The sequence below is a fragment of the Enhygromyxa salina genome, from assembly GCF_002994635.1.
GTDB classification, from domain to species: domain Bacteria; phylum Myxococcota_A; class Polyangia; order Nannocystales; family Nannocystaceae; genus Plesiocystis; species Plesiocystis salina_B.
In genome coordinates this window covers 150488-167667 of sequence record NZ_PVNL01000057.1, presented here as the reverse complement: position 1 = coordinate 167667, position 17180 = coordinate 150488, and the positions used below count along the sequence as shown (strand labels likewise).

Genomic DNA, 17180 nt, shown 5'->3' with positions numbered 1-17180 from the left:
CATGAGCGTCGACTGGCGCGTGGCGCTGTTCGCCCGCAGGACGATCGGTGTGCGGCTGGGGCTCGACGCGATCGAGCGGGTGTTGGACGCGCTGCTGCCTGGGCTGCGCGAGCGCCCGCCGTTTACGGTGGTTCAGATCGTCGGGACCAACGGCAAGGGCTCGACGGCGGCGATGCTCGATCATGGGTTGCGGCAGCTGGGTCCTGGTCTGGGTCATGAGCAGGGGCGGGGTCCCGTCGGCCTGTTCACCAGTCCGCACCTCGAGCGGATCGGCGAGCGGATCCGCGTCGATGGTCAGGCGATCGCCGACGAGCAGGTCCAAGCTGGCGTCGATCGCCTCGCCGCCGTCGAGGCCACGCTCGGCGTCGCGCTGACCTTCTTCGAGGTCTTGACCGCGATCGCCCTGCTCCGCTTCGTCGACGCCGGCTGCAAGGTCGTCGTGCTCGAGGCCGGGCTCGGGGGCCGACTCGACGCGACCTCGGCCGTGCGCGCCGACGTCGTTGGCTTCGCGCGCTTCGGCCTGGATCACCAGGCGTACCTCGGGGACACGCTCGAGCAGATCGCTGCCGAGAAGGCCGCGGTGATCCGCCGCGCGCTGCCAGTCTTCAGCGTGGAGCAGCCGACGGCGGCCCGGCTTGCGATCGAGGATCGAGCCCGCGAGTTTGGGGCCGCGCTGTCCTTCGTCACGCCCTTGGCCGCGCCGCCCGTGGGTCTGCGAGGGCCCCACCAACGGCACAACGGCGCGCTGGCGCTGGCGCTGCTGGGGCAGCTCGTCCCCGCTGCCACGCTCGCGCACCTCGACGGGGTACGCTGGGCGGGGCGGCTGGAGCAGGTGGGGGTTGGCGACGGCGAGCTGTGGCTCGACGTCGCCCACAACCTCGACGGCGTCGAGGCGCTGTGCGCCGCGCTGCGGGGGCTGCTGATCTGGCCGGACGCGATCGTGTTTGGGACCATGGCCGACAAGCCGGCCCCGGCGATGGCGGCGATGCTGCGCGAGCTCGGTCCGCTGTGGTTGGTGCCACCAGCGGGAGAGGGGGCGTACGATCTGGGAGGCTTCGCCGAGCCCGGTGAGCCGCGGTATTCGAGCGCAGGGGATCGTGCGTTGCTGGACGCGATGCGCCGGCGTCTCGCGGCTGGCGCCAGGCTCGTCGTGTGTGGGTCACACTTCCTGGTTGGGGTGATTCGTGCACAGTTGGCGCCGTCGACGGCCGCGGGCGGGGTTTGCCTCGATGGGCCAGAACTCAGTGATCCGGTGTCGCGCCGCTGAACGCTTGCTCGGTGATCCCCCCTGATCGGGTGGTACAGGACCTTCGGGCAGGGGCACCTTTCGCCGGCTGAACGCCTGCTCGGTGATCCCCCCTGATCGGGTGGTACAGGACCTTCGGGCAGGGGGCACCTTTGCGAGCCCGGGCAGTGAACATAAAAGCAGGTGCAGGACCTTCGGGCAGGGGCAGTCGGTAGATTCTTGGAAAAGTCGCCCAGGCCTAGCTACGATCCCGGATATGGGCCCTCGACGTTTAGTGGTGACCTCCGGAACTGCAGCCCTGCTCCTGGTCGCCGGCACCGCCTGGGCTGGGCCCCCACCGCCACCGCCGAGCAGCGGCGACGAAGCGAGCGGCCGAGCCAACGCCGCCCCGCCACCGCCAACCAGCAGCCGGATCGACGCCACGCCCGCGGATCCGCTGGTCATCGATCAGCGGACGCCCGACACCGATCTGAAGACCAACTGGTCCTACAGTCGCGGCGGCTCGCTCGGGCCCAACTACATCGGCTCGGTCGAGGAAGATCCCTTCTACGCCGTCAACCCGATCGGCTACTACCAGGGCGTCTCGCTCGGCGGCGGAAACCTGCCCCCGTTCGCGCCCACGGAGGTCGGCGGCGCGTCGGCGGTGCTGACCTGGACCGGGTTCGAGCGCGGCGACGCGAGCTCGCGGGTGTTCTTTCAGCTCAGCGCCATGGTCGAGCCCGATGTCACCACCGACAGCGCGCGGGTGACCATCAAGCTCCCGCGGACCTCGGTCAAGATCCGCAACAATCGCCGCAAGCTGATCACCAAGTTCTTCAACACGCCGGTCAACGAGGTCAAGGTCAACCGCGCGGGCAAGGACGTGCTGGTGGTCCTGGATCTGCGCTGGGAGGTCACGCCCACCTGGCGGTTCGAGGCCGGGAACAACGGCTACACCGTGCTGGTGGTGGAGTTCCCCGACAGCCCCAATCAGACGCCGAGCGTGCCGCCGCCACCACCGAGCACGCCCGACGCTGGCGGCGAGTCGGGGTCCGACGCCGGGCCGTTCCTACCGGCCGGATAGCCCACCGCAATCGAGCAGACGCGTCAGGCCGCTGGCAACAGCGGCGGGGCGCCTCGCGCCAGCTCGACCACCGCGACCGTGCCGCTGACGGCGGCGAGCAGGTACAGCGCCACCCCCAGGACCGGCGCCAGTCCGCCGAACAGCGCGGCCGCGACCAGCCACTTGTGACGCATGGCTCGATCGATCCGGGCATGGGTGGCGAGCTCGCGGACCATCGCGGCGAGCTGCGCCTCGTCCTCGGGGTCGAGCGGCGAGGCCTGGGTGCGGGCCGGAAGCACCTGGTGATTGCGCCACAGCAACTTGGTGGTGAGCTCGTGGAGGCGGGTGAGCTCGCGATCGACGTCGCGCTCGGTGGCGGTGACGACGTTGACCGCGTATGTGCGAACGCCCGGGATGTAGACCCGGGCGCGAGCGAGACCGAGGGCAGCCTCGGCGAGGAAGTGGCGAGCGGTGGCGGCTCGACCCTGCTTGGCGTCTCGACCTTCATCGGGAGATCCATCCAGGGTCAGCAGCGCCATGTTCAGCGCGTCGACGGCGACGCTGAGGTGAGGCGCAGCGCGGTTTTGAACGTCGGGCCCAAGGTGCCGATAACCGTGCTGCAAGGCCATGCTATTGGGAACCGCCATGAACTCGCTCCTCGTGAAACTATGAGTCGGGAAGGGGAGCCCCGCCAGCGCGCGCGGCGGGTGGACCAGCGCGCGCGGCGGGTGGACCAGCACGCGCGGCGGGTGGACCAGCACGCGCGGCGGGTGGAATGGTGAACAGCGCTGCAAGTGAGGGGCCAGGGCCAGCCACGGTTCCGGAGTCGGGCCAGCTGCGCGCCCGATGGCGATCCGCAGCGAGCTCCATCGACAACAACGACAACCCACGGCATTGGTTGCACGACCATGGAGCCGACGCGCGACGACCCTGTCACGGGTCTCACAGCGCTGGCGAGCACACTAGCCAGAGTTTTACTGGGCTCGCGCGCCCCCTTGGGGGCGAGACCCCTCAACCGCGCTCGAGCCGTTTGGCTTCGTCCCAGAACTCGTCGAGGATCTCCAGCCCAGCGGTCGTCGGATCAACGTTGCGCTCGTGACACCGCCGCATGATGTGGCCGAACCGTCGCTCGAACTTTCGGTTGGCGATCCGCAGCGCGGCCTCGGCCTCGATCCCGAGCTTGGTCCCGAGCCGGATCAGCACGAACAGCAGATCACCAAACTCTTCTTCGATCGCCACGGGATCTCCAGCTTCGATCGCCTCGTCGAGCTCGTCGAATTCTTCGTGGGCCTTGTGCAGCGGGCCCTCGACGTCGGGCCAGTCGAAGCCCACGGCGGCGGCCTTGTTCTGCAGCCGCCACGCTCGCTGCATCGCGGGGAGCGAGGCGGGCACCCCCGCGAGCGGGTCGGGGATCTGCGCGTCTGGTTGAGGATCTTGCGAAGATCCCAGCCTGGCCCGCGCCCGAGCCCTGGCCGCCTGCCGCTCTGCGACCTTGATCTGCGCCCAATTGGCCTCGACCTGTTCGGGCGTGAGCGTGGCCGCGCCACCGTCGGGGCCAAACACGTGCGGGTGTCGACGCAGCATCTTGCTGCGGATCGCCTCGACCACGCCGTCGAGATCGAACTGCTGCTCGCGCTCGCGCAGCGCCGCGTGGAACACGATCTGAAACAGCAAGTCCCCGAGCTCGCGGCGGTGCTCGTCGGGGTCGTCGTGGTCGAGCGCCTCGAGCACCTCGTGGGCTTCCTCGAGCAGGTACGGGCGCAAGCTTGCGAGCGACTGCTCGCGGTCCCACGGACACCCGTCCTCGCCGAGCAGGCGGTCCATCAGGTCGCGCACGCCGTCGAGCCCGTCTCGCAGCCCGTGAACGCGGTGATCGAGGACCTCGTCGGGGTCGTAGGTGTGGGTGGGATCGTCAGCCAAGACCGGTCTTGCTCCTGTGGATTGGGCCGCAGCGGGCGTGTTCGGGTCGACGTTGACCGGCGCCCGCGGCGTGGTAGCTTGTCGGCCCCTCGTGCAATACCACGACAACCACGCCGCCGAGCCCGCGGGTACCTTCGCTTGCGGGCATCCCTGAAGAGAACCCGGGTGTCGACGCGGCGGCGACCTTCCCTTCGTTGCTCCAATGGTGATCGCGCGCCCGGTTGGCTGTGGCGCGCTGCAGGGTCACGCTTGGTAAGGGTATTATTTTGAGTTCCGAGACCCGAAAGCTCGTGTTCAACGATCAGCGCGCGCTGCAGCTCGTGCTTGGCTCTCCAACCGAATCCAAGCGGGTCGTCGCCGAGCTCGAGCGCGCCACCGGCGTGGCGTTGCACCTGCGTGGCACCGAGGTCACGCTGGCCGGCGATCCCGAGGGGTTCGACCTGGTCACGCGGCTGCTCGAGCAGATGTTTAGTCTCGCTCGCGCGGGGCGCCCGATGCTGCCAACCGACGTCGCGCGTGGCATCGAGATCCTCCGGCAAGACGGCAAGGCGGTGCTGACCGGCGTCTACGATGACGTGATCATCGCCAAGAGCAGCGGCAAGAACATCGCGCCGCGCAGCCTCGCGCAAAAGCGCTACGTCGACGCCATGCGCCGCAACAACCTGGTGTTTGGGGTCGGCCCCGCAGGCACCGGGAAGACCTTCCTCGCGGTCGCCATGGCCGTGCGTCGGCTGCAGGACAAGCAGGTCCGCCGGATCATCCTCAGCCGCCCCGCCGTGGAGGCTGGCGAGAACCTGGGGTTCTTGCCGGGCACCCTCGAAGAGAAGGTCAGCCCGTACATGCGCCCGCTCTACGACGGCCTGTACGACATGCTCGACGGCCCCAAGGTCCAGCGCATGATGGAGCAGGGCGTGATCGAGGTGGCCCCGCTGGCCTACATGCGCGGGCGTACGCTCAACGACGCGTTCGTGATCCTCGACGAGGCCCAGAACACCACGCGCGAGCAAATGAAGATGCTGCTCACGCGGATCGGCGTCGGGACCTTCACCGTCGTCACCGGTGATCCTTCGCAGCGGGACCTCGACGGCCGCGAGCGCAGCGGGCTCAACCACGCGATCCGGGTGCTGTCCGGGATCTCATCCGTGTCCGTCTGCCCGTTCAGCCCCAACGACGTGATGCGACACCCGCTCGTGCAAGACATCGTCCGCGCCTACGAGGCCGACTCCCGCGACCGCGCCGAGCGACGCGACGGTCGGCGCGGCAACGCCAACGGCGCGAGCCCGAATCACGCGTTGTCGCCGGGCAACGGCGAGCCTGGTGGGGGAGCCGGCTCGCAAGATCCGCAGGCGGCGACCGAGGCCGGACTCGACGGCGGCGACAAGTGAGCGTGAGCGTGAGCGATCCGATCCTCCACGCGATGGCCGCCGAGCTGCAGCGCTCGCGCCAGGGTCTGCGGGTACCCGGAAGTCCGCGTCCGTACCACCTGCGCTACGTGTTGCGGCGGCGGCGTGAGCTGCTGCTCGAGGCCGCGCACGGCTCGTTGATGCGACGGCGTGACCGCGAGGTCGGCAGCCTCGCCGTCGACGTCCGAGTTGGCTCACACGAGTTCGACAACGTGCTCGACGGCGGCCTCGCGGGCGACGAGGGCGATCGAGAGAGCGCCGACTGGCTGCTGGCGCCCGACGATCTCGAGCCGATGGCGCTGCGCTGCGCGCTGTGGAAGCTGACGCAGATCAAATTCGACGAGGCGCTCGAGGACTACTACGAGCACCGCAAGGCCATGATCTCGGAGTACCTGCGGGACGAGGTTGCGAGCTTCACCCGCGAGCAGCCCGTTCGTCACATCGAGGACCTCGACGACACGCCGCTCCCGATCCAGCGCTGGACCCAGGAGCTGGTCACGCTCTCGCGGCGGCTGCTCGATCACCCCGAGTTCTACGATCCGACCGTGTGCATCCGCGGCGAGCGAATGCACCGCTGGCTGGTCGACAGCGAGGGCAGCCTGGTCCGCAGCTCCGACCTGTGGCTCGAGTTCGAGGTCCGCGGGTTCGTGCTGACGGACGACGGCGTCTACGTCGAGGTCAGCCGGGCGTGGCCGGGTCGCTCGATCGACGAGATGCTCGACGAGGCAACCATGACCGCGCTGTTCGACGAGGTCATCGCCGAGCTCCACGAGCTGCGCGAGGCTGCCAGCCCAGGGTCGTTCATTGGCCCGGCGCTGCTCTCGGGCCAGGCCGCCAGCACCATGTTCCACGAGGCGCTCGGGCATCGGCTCGAGGGCAACCGGCTGGTGGCCCGCGGCGAGACCCGAACCTTCGCCCACATGCTCGGCGAGCGGATCTTGCCGGTTGGTCTGCACGTGGTCGACGATCCCAGCATCGTCGAGCTCGGCGGGCGCTCGCTGTGGGGCAGCTACCGGGTCGACGACGAGGGGGTGCTCGCCCAGCGGGCCGAGCTGGTCCGCGACGGGGTGCTGGTCGGGTTCCTCCGCAACCGCACGCCGCTGCCCGATCAGCACGTGCCCGGCTCGGCCAAGTCGCCCGGCTCGGCCAAGCGCCCGCCCGCGCGCTCCAACGGGCACGGTCGCAGCGCGGGCGTCGAGCGGCCCATGGCCCGCATGGGCAACCTCATCGTCGAGAGTGATCCGCAGCATCACGCGACGTCGGCCGCGCTCGAGGCCCAGCTCACCGAGCTCGCTCGGGCCCAGGGCCGGCGCTACGCCGCGATCATCCATCGTGTGCGCGCGGGCGAGACCGCCACAGACAGCTACGACTTTCAGGTGTTCAAGGGCGAGCTGGCCCACGTCGAGCTGCTCAATGTCGAGACCGGCGCGCGCCATCGGGTCCGAGATCTCGAGCTGATCGGCACGCCGCTGTCGGCGCTGCAACGCATTGTCGCGTTCGGCGGCGAGCTCGGCGTCGACCACGGCTACTGCTACGCCGAGAGCGGCTCGGTGCCGGTCGGCGGGGTCGCGCCCGCGATCTTGCTGTCGGAGGTCGAGCTTCAGCAGGCTAGCCGCTCGGGCTTCCACGAGCCGCTGTTGCCGCCGCCGTTCGCGGACGACGGCTCGGGCGGCCGCGTGGGCAGGCTGCGTGAGCGCGGTCGTCGTCGGCGCCGACGCGAACCGTCGTGATTCACAGCTGGGTTCGCATCTGATCTGGCTTGGGTCTGGGCTTGGGTCTGGGCTTGGGTTTGGGCGTGGGTTTGGGCGTGGGTTTGGGCGTAGGCAGGGGGAGGAATCTCGATCAGGGTCGGGGAATTCGCGCGATGGCGGCTATAATCGAGCGCCCCATGGATGAGCCCATCACTGCACCGATCGGCGAGTTCGCTGGGGTGCTCGCTCGCATCGAGCGTCGCTTCGACCCCGCGCAGATCGAGCGCGTCGGCGTCGACAGCGTCCGGATCCATCAGCGCGGCGCCGAGCTGGCGGTGCTCGCCGCGGGCGCCGAGTTGTCTCCCGGGTTTGACGTCGCCCTGATCGTCGGGGCTGGCGACGCGCTCGCCCGCGCGCTCGCGGGGCTCTCCGGGGAGCGGGTCCAGCTGTTGTCACTGCCAGCCACGCCGCTCGTCGTCGATCACGCCGTCCGATCGGCACTCAGCGCCGCCCGCCAGCGTCGCCGCGCCGAGATGGTCGACAAGCTGCTCGACGTTGGCGCGGCGCTGGTCACCGAGCGCGATCCGGGCCTGCTGCTCGAGCTGATCCTGACGGAGGCCCGGCGGATCACGGGCGCCGACGCGGGCTCGATCTACGTGGTCGAGGCCCCCAAAGAGCGCGAGGACGGGCAAGACAGCGAGTCGTCAGCCCGGTCGGCCAAGCCCTCCAAGCTGCGGTTTCGGTTCGCCGAGAACGGCTCGCTGCCCAACGCGCGGTTCGACGCGTTCGAGCTGGCGATCAACGAGGGCTCGGTCGTCGGGGCCTGCGTGCTGACTGGTGAGCCGATCACCCTGCGTGACTGCTACAGCCCCGACGTGGCCGATCGCAGCTGCAACGGGCGCAGCTTCCCTCACGATCGCAGCTTCGATCAGCGGCTCGGCTACCAGACCCGATCGATGCTCACGGTCCCGATGCGCCCGCCCGACGGCGAGGTGCTCGGCGCGATCCAGCTGATCAACGCGCGCATGAACCCGCACGACACCCGGCCGCTGCGCGAGCCCGAGGACTTCGATCGCCGGGTGGTCCCGTTCGACGCCGAGGCCGAGCGCCTGTGTCGAGCGCTGGCGGCCCAGGGGGCGGTAGCGCTCGACAACACCCGGCTCTACGCCGAGATCGAGGCGCTGTTCGCCGGCTTCGTGCGCGCCAGCGTCAAGGCGATCGAGCAGCGGGATCCAACCACCAGCGGCCACAGCGAGCGGGTCGCCGCGCTGACCCTGGGGCTGGCCGAGGTCGTCGATCGCTCGACCACCGGCTCGCTGGTCGACATCCGCTTTGATCGCGACGCCATGCGCGAGCTCGAGTACGCCGCGCTGCTCCACGACTTCGGCAAGGTCAGCGTCCGCGAGGACGTGCTGACCAAGGCCAAGAAGCTGTATCCCGAGCAGCGCGCCCGGGTCCTGAGCCGCTTCGATCACATGCGCACGGCCATGCGCCTGCACCTGCTGCAGGGCCGGCTGCGATCGGTCGAGGGCCGCGAGGCCGAGACCGAGGCCGAGTTCAACGCCCGACTCGCGGCGATGCTGACCGAGGTCGATCAGCTGCAGGCCCTCGTCGAGGTCGCCAACGAGCCGTCGATCCTCAACGAGGACTGCTCCGCGGGCATTCGCGCCCTCGAGCAGCGGGCGTTCGAGGACGGCGGTGACCGCAAGATCCAGCTGCTCGAGCCGAGCGACTTCGAGTCGCTGCTGATCACCCGTGGCAGCCTGACGCACGCCGAGCGGCTCGAGATCCAGAGCCACGTGAGCCACACCTTCGACTTCCTCGAGCAGATCCCCTGGGGCCGCAAGCTCACCCGGGTGCCAGACATCGCTGGCAAGCACCACGAGTACCTCGACGGCAGCGGCTACCCCCACGGCATCACGGCCCCGCAGATCCCCGTCCAGACCCGCATGATGACGATCGCCGACATCTTCGACGCGCTCACCGCCAAAGACCGCCCCTACAAGCGCGCCGTGCCGCTCGAGCGGGCCCTGTCGATCCTCGAGATGGAGGTCGACGCGGGCAAGCTCGATCGGGAGCTGTTCGAGGCCTTCGTCGGCGGGCAGGTCTACACCAAGATCACCTTGGCCCACTCATGATGCTGAATACACCGTCGTTTGTCGTGGCGCCCAGCTTGCGCGATCGCGTGCGACCCCGCGTGCTCGCGCTGCTCGAGCGTCGCACTCGCCGCGCCGCGCAGCGGGTCGGGCTCGACGCGGATCAGCTGCGCTGGCTGGGCCTGCGGATCGTCGATGACGCCGAGATGGCCGAGCTCCACCTGACGTACATGGGCGAGACCGGGCCGACCGACGTGCTCTCGTTTCGGCCTGCGGTGCGTCTGGTTGAAGCGGGGGACGGGGGAGGGGGCTCGCTCGGCGACATCGTGATCGACTGGGACGCCGTCGAGCGCCAGGCCCGAGCGCCGTCGGACGCCGCCCGCCTCGACGAGGCCACCGTGTTGGTCGTGCACGGGCTCGCGCACTTGCTCGGCCATGATCACCGCGATCGCGTCGAGGGGCGGCGCATGCATCGGGTCGAGCGGCGGGTGCTTCGGGCCCTGCAGGTCGCCGATCCACCCCGGCCCTACGTGCCCCGACTCGCGCGCTCGCGCGACCTCGACGACCTCGACGATATCGACGAAGTAGTCGAGCGCAGCCACACCAGCGAGGAGGGCGAAGCGTGACCGCTGGGCTGGTCTTGGTTCACGGCGGCGCGGGCACCAACGCGGCTGATCTGCACGAGGCCGCCGTCGCGGGGACCCGGCGCGCCGCGTCGCTCGGGCTCGGGCGGCTCATCGAGCTCGGCGATCGCGAAGACGCGTGCGTCGAGGCAGCGATCGCGGCGGTCCGCAGCCTCGAGGACGATCCTGCCTTCAACGCAGGCCGCGGCGCGTGCATGACTTCGCTCGGCCAGTTCGAGGTCGACGCGGGGATCATGCGGTCCCGCGATCGCCAGTCCGGCGCGGTCGCCAGCGTCCACGAGCTCGCCGACGCCTGCGAGCTCGCGCGGGCGGTGATGGAGCGCAGCAAGCACGCGCTGCTGGTCGGCGACGGGGCCCGGCGCTTCGCCGAGGCCTGCGGCGTGGGTCGGTTCGGCCGCGAGCTGGTGTGGACCGAGAAGGCCGAGCAGCGCTACGAGCAGGCCCGCCTGGGCCAGACTTCGATCGACAACCGGGCCGACACGGTCGGTGCGATCGCCCTGGACCGCCGGGGCCAGCTGTGCGCGCTGGGGTCGACCGGTGGGGTGCTGCTCAAGCTCCCCGGCCGGGTCGGCGACACCCCGTTGATCGGCGCGGGCTTCTACGCCGACGCGACCCTCGGCGCCGCGCTCGGAACCGGCGTCGGCGAAGCGATCATGGGTCGCGTGGGCTGCTATGAGCTCCTGCGTCGGGCGGCCGCGGGCGTCGGCATTCAAGCGGCCGCGGAGCAGCTGTGCCAGGAGATCCACCGCGACACCGGGGCCGCCGTCGGCTTCATCGCGGTCGGGCCCGACGGCAGCGTGGGCATGGCCCACTGCAGCGCGCACATGAGCTGGGCGCTGGCCCGCGAGGGCGTCGAGGTTGTCGGCGCCCTGACCGTCGGGCCCGCCCCCAGCATGCCAGGGTAGCCATGCCCCGCCTCGTGGTATGAGTGTCCGGTGCTCGCCTCGGCGATCGCGTTGACCTTGCTCTTCGCACCACCTGACGCGGCCTCGCCCGCGCCGGTCTCCGCGTCGCCGCCCACGGACGACGCCGCCGAGCCCCAAGCGCCCGACGCCCCCGAACCGCCGACGCTGGTGCCACCGGGAACCCTCGTGCTCGCGCCCGCACAGCCGGGCGAGTACCAGGTGTTCGACACCGACGGGCGCCCGGTCGGCGCTCCACTCACGCGGGACGACGCCGCCGATCCACCCGACGAGCTGCAACTCCCACCGGGGGTCTATTTCGTCCACGGTCCCGAGTCGGTCGACCCGGTCGTCGTGGCCTCGGGTCTGCGCTTGGCGTGGGACGGTGAGCGTGTGCTCCCGGTCGAGGTCTGGTCGGCCAATCGCGCCGCAGCCGAGGCCGCTCGCGCGGAGGAAACGCTGGCCGCGGCCGCGGTCGCCGAGCCCGTCCCACCGCCGAGCGCCTCCGCGCCCACCCACAGGTGGCGCGCGTGGGCGAGCCCGCTCGCGTCGACCCTGGTCCCCGGCCTCGGCCAGTTCCTCAACGGGCAGGGGGGCAAGGGCACCGGGCTGCTGTTCGGCACCGTCGGCAGCATGATCGCCGCGTCGGCGCTGTTTCGGCTCGGCAACGACGGGACCCGCCCGCTCCCGGCCGAGTACGCCCGCTTGATCGGCTATGGCGTGTTCTCGAGCGCTGCGCCGCTGCTGTGGATCTACGCGATCACCGACGCCTATCGGGTCGCCACCAACAAGGAGGTCGAGCCCAAGCTCGATCACCGGCTGCGCCTGAGCGTGACCCGCATGATGACCGTGGGCTTCCGCGCCGACACCCGGCGGCCCGGCTTCTACGACGACTGGAGCATCTCGCTGATGGGCCAGGCGGCCCGCAGGTTCTCGGTCGGCGTCTCGGATCTCTCGGTCAAGCCGGGCGGCAGCGAGGGCCCGCAGGTGTGGCAGCTCGGCGCCCGGGTCGACTACCGCGTGTTCGACCGCAAGCGCCTGTGGGTCGACCTCGCGGCTGGCTCGATCGTTCAGATCGTCGCCAGCGGGGGCCGTGCGCCGCTCGACCCCGACGCCGCGCGGCCACGGCGAGTCATTAAGCTTGGCGCGGTGCCCTACGCCCAGCTGGATCTGCGCTACTTCGTGCTCGATCGGGTGTCTCTCGACCTGACCCCGCGCGTGGCGATCCCGCTCACCACTCGCTACTACTCGGCCAACCGCGCGCTGCCTCGCTACGCCACCGAGCTCGAGCTCGGCCTCAACCTGTCGACCTACTTCTGAGCGATCCCCCATGGACCCCCGCGCGACCCCAAGCTGCCCCCGGACCCGCCGCCTGAGCTGGGCCGCGCCGGTCGCTGCGTTGGTGCTGGGGGCGTTGGTGCTAGGGGCGTGCGTGTTTGGGTTCCGCGGCGACGTCGAGTTCGCCGACGAGGCCAGCCTCGCTGGACTCGACACCGTGCAGCTGCACCTGCCCGCGACCGAGCTCATCCTCACGGGCGAGGGGACCCGCAGCTTTGTCGACTGGCAAGGTACGTGGGTCAGCCTCGGCGGCAGCGGCGACGACGCGCTGGCCAGCGCCCGCAAGGCCGAGCTGACCTGGGAGACCTGGGGCGCCGTCGGTCGCCTGAGCCCGGTGCTGCCCGTCGAGATCCGTGAGATCACGAGCCTCGACCATCTCGACGTGCAGACCGCCGGAGACCTCGCCCACGAGATCGTCGGGACCGGCGACGTGTTCGTCAGCGGCGTCGACGCCTACGTCTCGGTCGATCTGGATGGTGGCTCGGTCGAGATCCTCGGTGGCACCGAGCAGCTGCGCGTCACGACAGCGCGGGGCTCCGTCCGGCTCAGCACCAGCGCGGCCGTAGATGTCTACAGCGGGATCGGCACGGTCACCGTCAACGCCGAGGCCGCCCGTGACCTCGTCATCGACACCACCGGCTCGGTCACCGTCATGCTCGCCGACGTCGACAACTACGACATCGACATCGAGGGCGCGGGCGAGCTGGTGATCGAGCTCGACACCGCCGCGCACGTGGGCGCGGGCAGCTACCGGCGGTCGATCGGACCCGCGACCAACAAGCTCCACATCCGAGCGGGCGGCGGCCGCGTCGAGCTAGGCATGCTCGCGGTCCCCGATCCCCCGACGGATCCCTGACGGATCCGCAGTGCCAAGCTGTCTGTGGGGGCAATCGAGCTCGAGCCCCCTCTCAGGGGGCCACACATATGCCCGCGAACAAACGGCTGCGTCGGCGCAGCACCAAGGCGTCTGTGGGGCATGACGAGCCCCCTTGTGGGGGCCACACATACGCCCGCGAACAAACGGCTGCGTCGGCGCAGTACCAAGGCGTCTGTGGGGGCATGACGAGCCCCCTTGTAGGGGGCCACACATACGCCCGCGAACAAACGGCTGCGTCGGCGCAGCACCAAGGCGTCTGTGGGGCATGACGAGCCCCCTTGTAGGGGGCCACACATACGCCCGCGAACAAACGGCTGCGTCGGCGCAGTACCAAGGCGTCTGTGGGGGCATGACGAGCCCCCTTGTAGGGGGCCACACATACGCCCGCGAACAAACGGCCCCGAGGAGCGAAGCGACCAGACGCGCCAGCGGCTGCATTCGGCGCGGTGCCAAGGTCTCTGTGGGGGTTTAAAATAGAGAACGCCCGGGAGGGGGGTCCCGGGCGAGTACCAGAGGCCGGACTCGAACCGGCAAGGAGTTGCCCCCGGCGGATTTTGAGTCCGCTGCGTCTACCAATTTCGCCACTCTGGCGAGCGGGAACGGAGCTTTAACACGGCCACCGGGCGCCCGCAAGCGGGCGCGTCACGCCTCGCGCGGATAGGTCAGGCGCAGCCCAAAGCCGGCGAGCGCGATCTCGTCGCCTGCGTTGATCGCTGCCCGCGGCGAGATCGGCTGACCGTTGATCGTGATCGTGCGCCCCGGATCGAGGACCCGCAGCTCGGCTTGCTTCGGCGGCCCCGCCCACTCGAGCAAGGCCCACGCGACGTCGTCACCTTCGGCGCGCAAGCGGAGGTCCATGCCTGGCCCAAACCCGAGCCGATGCGCACCCGGGGGCACCATCCGGTAGGCCACGCCGCCGCCTGGATCCGTGACCAACAAGGTCGCGACCGGCATCTGGCCCAGCTCGTGGTGGAGCACCCAGCCCAGCGAGTTGGCGAGCACGCCCGCGTCCTTGGGCCGATCTTCGGGCTTTTTGGCCAGGCAGGTCTCGAGCAGATCCGCGAGGTTCTCGGGCACGTCCTTGCAGTGTTCGTGCTGGCGCAGCGGGATGATCGGCCGCTTGACGTGGGCGTTCATCCACTCGACGGGATCGTCCGCTAGCAGCTGCACGATCTCGGCGCGGGTCCGGTCGGCCCAGAAGGGACAGTGACCCGAGAGCAGCTCGTAGAGGATCACGCCCAGCGAGTAGACGTCGCTCGCGGTGGTCAGCGTGGACGAGTAGACCTGCTCGGGCGGGGCGTACTGCGGGGTCCCAACCAGCACGTGCTGCGTGGTCACGTTGTCACCCGCGAGCGCTTGAGCCCCGAACCCGCGCGCCGACGCGAAGTCGATGATCTTGAGGTTGCCGTCGGGCTCGACCCACAAGTTGGCGGGCTTGAGATCCCGGTGCACGACCCCGCGCGCGTGGACCTCTGCCAGGCCGAGGCAGGCCTGATGGACCAGCCCGACGGCCTGTGGCGCGGACATGGGACGATCGAAGTCGTGCCAGTGATCGAGCCGGGCGCCGTCGAGCGCCTCCATCACGATGTACCAGTGATCGTTGCCGCCCATGCCCGAGTCGAACACCCGGATCACATGGTTGTTGGTCAGCTCCTCGAGCACCGTGATCTCTCGCAGCGCGCGGCGGGCTGTCTCTTCGGCCTGAACGGGATCGAGCGAGATCCGGACCGCGACGGGATGATCGAAGCCCTCGGCGTTGCACCGATAGACCCACGACCCGTCGTACTTGCGGGCGACCGAGAGAATCTCGAATTTGTCGAACCTGTCCCCGGGGTTGAGCTGCAGCACCATCGACAGCAAGCTAGCGCGTCGAGCCTCCGACTCACAAGCGTTCAAAGCAGGTTGTTCTCAGCTCGGGTCAGGCTTCGCAACCGCTTGCAGGCGCATACGCAGACGGGTTCATCGGGGGCAGCGAGCTGACGCCAACCCGAGCGATGTTCCAGGAGTGAGGGAGCATACGTTGCCGAGCGATCCTCCCGGCCGGTTGAGTTTTGCCAGCTCCGTTCGGATACTCGATGCCGTCCGGTCCCGAGCTCGGGGCAGGTGAGGGGACGACTCGGTGAGCGAATCGGCGCATCTACACCCCGACCTCGAGGCGCTCGTCGGGGCCACGCTCCACGATCGCTACCGCGTGGACTCGCTGCTTGGCGTCGGCGGGATGGGGGCGGTGTTCAAGGCCCGCCACACGGGACTCGATCGTGACGTCGCGATCAAGGTCCTGCACCCGGAGATCGGTCGTGACGCGTCGGTGTCCAAGCGCTTCGATCGCGAGGCCACCAGCGCCTCGCGCCTCGACCACCCCAACTGTGTGCGGGTCACGGACTTTGGGACCACCGAGGACGGAACCAAGTACCTGGTCATGGAGCTGCTCGCGGGCAGCGAGCTCGAGGCCCGACTCGGTCACGCGTGGTCGCCCGCCGCCACGATCGACACCGCCAAGCAGATCCTCGCGGGGCTCGAGCACGCCCATCACTTCGGCATCGTGCACCGCGACCTCAAGCCGGAGAACGTGTTCATCACCACGGACTTCCGCGGCGACGAGATCGCCAAGTTGGTCGACTTTGGGATCGCCAAGCTGCTCGACGAGCGCGGCACCGAGAAGCTGACGCGCCAGGGGATCGTGTTTGGGACGCCTCGCTACATGTCGCCCGAGCAGGCCGCGGGCGGCAAGGTCGACGCGCGCACGGATCTCTACGCGGCCGGACTCATCTTCTACGAGATGCTCGCCGGGCGGCCGCCGTTCACGTCCGACGATCCTGCTCAGCTGCTGCGCATGCAGATCATGGAGGTGCCGCCGCCGCTGCCGGAGACCGTGCCGCGTGCGCTCGTCAGCGTCGTCGACAAGCTGCTCGAGAAGTCGAAGATGGATCGCTTCGCCGACGCCCGGGAAGCTATCGAGGCGCTGGAGGCCGCGGCTTCGCTGATCGCCGCCGCGTCCGCCGAGGAGCGGGCTGTCGAGCCCGTTGGCCAGGTCCTTGCTGACCCGGCGGGCGAGCCAGTTGGCGCCGCATCTGGTGTGGCCTGGCAGCCCGCGCCCGCGCCTGTGCGCACCGGAGCGACGGTTGCCGCGGCGACAGCTACCGTCACTGGGGCACGACGCGCCTCCGCGTCTCGCACTGGCTCGCACGCGGGCATCGGTCAACCCGCGACGGGGGCGTTCGAGAGCCTCGGGGCGGGGACCCCACAACCCGCGGGTGCCAGCACCGATGCAGGAGGTTCCAACAGTCGCAGCCAGGTGACATGGACGGCGTCTCATCCGGCCCCGAGCGCGGGTGTCGGCGTGTCAGTCACAGCCCCGATCGTGGCGAGCGGGTACGCGCCCGGCAACGACCGCGCGCGCTCGTGGGTGCCGCTCGCAGCCGCAGGCGTGGCGCTGCTGTTGGTGTTCACGGCGATCGGCCTCGGCATGATGCTGTTCGGCGATCACGCCGAGCACGATCCAGCCGATCCCAACCACAAGCAGGACCAGGTCGCGGTCGCGGCGACCGGCGATGTCACCCCGGCGATCGACGCGGCGCCACCCCAGGCGGACCCGCCGGCCGAAGCCACCTCGATCCCCACGCCGGCCCCCGGCCCCACCCGGCCACCCGCGGTCCAACCGGAGCGATCCCCCGCGGCCGCCCCGTCGGGGTCGCCCAAGCCACGCAGGAAAGCGGCGGACGCCGACGACTCCAGCGCGGCGACGCACGAAAAAAACACGCCGACTGGCGACAATCCAGCAGACGGCACCGCGCCCGCCGATGAGTCCACCTCCACGGTCACCGACGCCGAGACCGACACCACGGCCGACCGCGCGCGCAACCAGGCCGAGGACGACGCCGCGGCGGCCGAACGGCGCGAGCACGAGGCCGCCAAGCAAGCCAAGAAGGCGAGCAAAAAAGCCAAAGGTAAGGACAAAGACAAGGACGAGTGAGCTCAGGCTGGCGACAGACGGGGACGCGGGCTGATCTGATGCCAGCCA

The 17180-nt window shown here is 70.0% G+C and carries 13 protein-coding genes and 1 tRNA gene; 10 read left to right on the top strand and 4 right to left on the bottom strand.

Annotation, left to right across the window (positions count from 1 at the left end; genetic code table 11):
• Nucleotide 1 precedes the first annotated feature (1 nt).
• Entirely contained in the window at nt 2–1267 is a 1266-nt protein-coding gene (locus ENSA7_RS15255; RefSeq protein ID WP_106090012.1) for a bifunctional folylpolyglutamate synthase/dihydrofolate synthase, read from the top strand.
• Between the two features lie 256 nt (nt 1268–1523).
• Nucleotides 1524–2309, top strand: coding sequence for a hypothetical protein (locus tag ENSA7_RS15250; protein WP_146157722.1), 786 nt, complete (start codon nt 1524–1526; stop codon nt 2307–2309).
• Between the two features lie 23 nt (nt 2310–2332).
• Here ENSA7_RS15250 and ENSA7_RS15245 read toward each other — a convergent pair whose 3' ends face one another.
• Both ENSA7_RS15245 and mazG read right to left on the bottom strand, forming a co-directional pair.
• Nucleotides 2333–2935, bottom strand: coding sequence for a major capsid protein (locus tag ENSA7_RS15245; RefSeq protein ID WP_146157721.1), 603 nt, complete (start codon nt 2933–2935; stop codon nt 2333–2335).
• Between the two features lie 364 nt (nt 2936–3299).
• The gene (mazG, locus tag ENSA7_RS15240) at nt 3300–4208 is read right to left on the bottom strand and encodes a nucleoside triphosphate pyrophosphohydrolase (RefSeq protein WP_244923812.1); all 909 of its coding nucleotides are present in this window, start codon (nt 4206–4208) and stop codon (nt 3300–3302) included.
• 266 nt (nt 4209–4474) lie between these two features.
• On the opposite strand from mazG, the gene ENSA7_RS15235 reads away from it, so the two are divergent.
• From ENSA7_RS15235 to ENSA7_RS15200, 7 genes are all read left to right on the top strand, one after another.
• Nucleotides 4475–5593 carry a PhoH family protein gene (locus tag ENSA7_RS15235; RefSeq protein ID WP_244923811.1) on the top strand — a complete coding sequence of 373 codons (1119 nt, stop codon included), beginning with the start codon at nt 4475–4477 and terminating at the stop codon, nt 5591–5593.
• An 8-nt stretch (nt 5594–5601) separates the two neighbouring features.
• The gene (locus ENSA7_RS15230) at nt 5602–7341 is read left to right on the top strand and encodes a metallopeptidase TldD-related protein (RefSeq protein WP_146157720.1); all 1740 of its coding nucleotides are present in this window, start codon (nt 5602–5604) and stop codon (nt 7339–7341) included.
• A gap of 158 nt (nt 7342–7499) precedes the next feature.
• Nucleotides 7500–9440 (top strand): HD family phosphohydrolase, encoded by a 1941-nt coding sequence (locus tag ENSA7_RS15220; RefSeq protein WP_106090008.1) that lies wholly within the window; start codon nt 7500–7502, stop codon nt 9438–9440.
• Nucleotides 9437–10024 carry an rRNA maturation RNase YbeY gene (ybeY, locus tag ENSA7_RS15215; protein ID WP_106090007.1) on the top strand — a complete coding sequence of 196 codons (588 nt, stop codon included), beginning with the start codon at nt 9437–9439 and terminating at the stop codon, nt 10022–10024. The genes ENSA7_RS15220 and ybeY overlap by 4 nt, the downstream gene beginning before the upstream one ends.
• Nucleotides 10021–10947, top strand: coding sequence for an isoaspartyl peptidase/L-asparaginase (locus ENSA7_RS15210; RefSeq protein WP_106090006.1), 927 nt, complete (start codon nt 10021–10023; stop codon nt 10945–10947). The genes ybeY and ENSA7_RS15210 overlap by 4 nt, the downstream gene beginning before the upstream one ends.
• Before the next feature lie 30 nt (nt 10948–10977).
• Nucleotides 10978–12264 (top strand): hypothetical protein, encoded by a 1287-nt coding sequence (locus ENSA7_RS15205; protein ID WP_106090005.1) that lies wholly within the window; start codon nt 10978–10980, stop codon nt 12262–12264.
• A 10-nt stretch (nt 12265–12274) separates the two neighbouring features.
• Nucleotides 12275–13138: a DUF4097 family beta strand repeat-containing protein gene (locus ENSA7_RS15200; RefSeq protein WP_106090004.1), complete on the top strand. Its 864-nt coding sequence runs from the start codon at nt 12275–12277 to the stop codon at nt 13136–13138.
• A 528-nt stretch (nt 13139–13666) separates the two neighbouring features.
• Here ENSA7_RS15200 and ENSA7_RS15195 read toward each other — a convergent pair.
• Nucleotides 13667–13750, bottom strand: a tRNA-Leu gene (locus ENSA7_RS15195).
• A 51-nt stretch (nt 13751–13801) separates the two neighbouring features.
• Nucleotides 13802–15010, bottom strand: a complete 1209-nt coding sequence (locus ENSA7_RS15190) for a serine/threonine protein kinase (protein WP_146157719.1) — start codon at nt 15008–15010, stop codon at nt 13802–13804.
• Between the two features lie 268 nt (nt 15011–15278).
• On the opposite strand from ENSA7_RS15190, the gene ENSA7_RS15185 reads away from it, so the two are divergent.
• Nucleotides 15279–17132: a serine/threonine-protein kinase gene (locus ENSA7_RS15185; RefSeq protein WP_106090002.1), complete on the top strand. Its 1854-nt coding sequence runs from the start codon at nt 15279–15281 to the stop codon at nt 17130–17132.
• The last annotated feature ends 48 nt before the right edge of the window (nt 17133–17180 follow it).

Coding starts and splice junctions, on each gene's coding strand:
- ybeY (WP_106090007.1), top strand. CDS start 9,437: ATGATGCTGAATACACCGTCGTTTGTCGTGGCGCCCAGCTTGCGCGAT.
- ENSA7_RS15255 (WP_106090012.1), top strand. CDS start 2: ATGAGCGTCGACTGGCGCGTGGCGCTGTTCGCCCGCAGGACGATCGGT.
- ENSA7_RS15245 (WP_146157721.1), bottom strand. CDS start 2,935: ATGGCGGTTCCCAATAGCATGGCCTTGCAGCACGGTTATCGGCACCTT.
- ENSA7_RS15190 (WP_146157719.1), bottom strand. CDS start 15,010: ATGGTGCTGCAGCTCAACCCCGGGGACAGGTTCGACAAATTCGAGATT.
- ENSA7_RS15220 (WP_106090008.1), top strand. CDS start 7,500: ATGGATGAGCCCATCACTGCACCGATCGGCGAGTTCGCTGGGGTGCTC.
- ENSA7_RS15200 (WP_106090004.1), top strand. CDS start 12,275: ATGGACCCCCGCGCGACCCCAAGCTGCCCCCGGACCCGCCGCCTGAGC.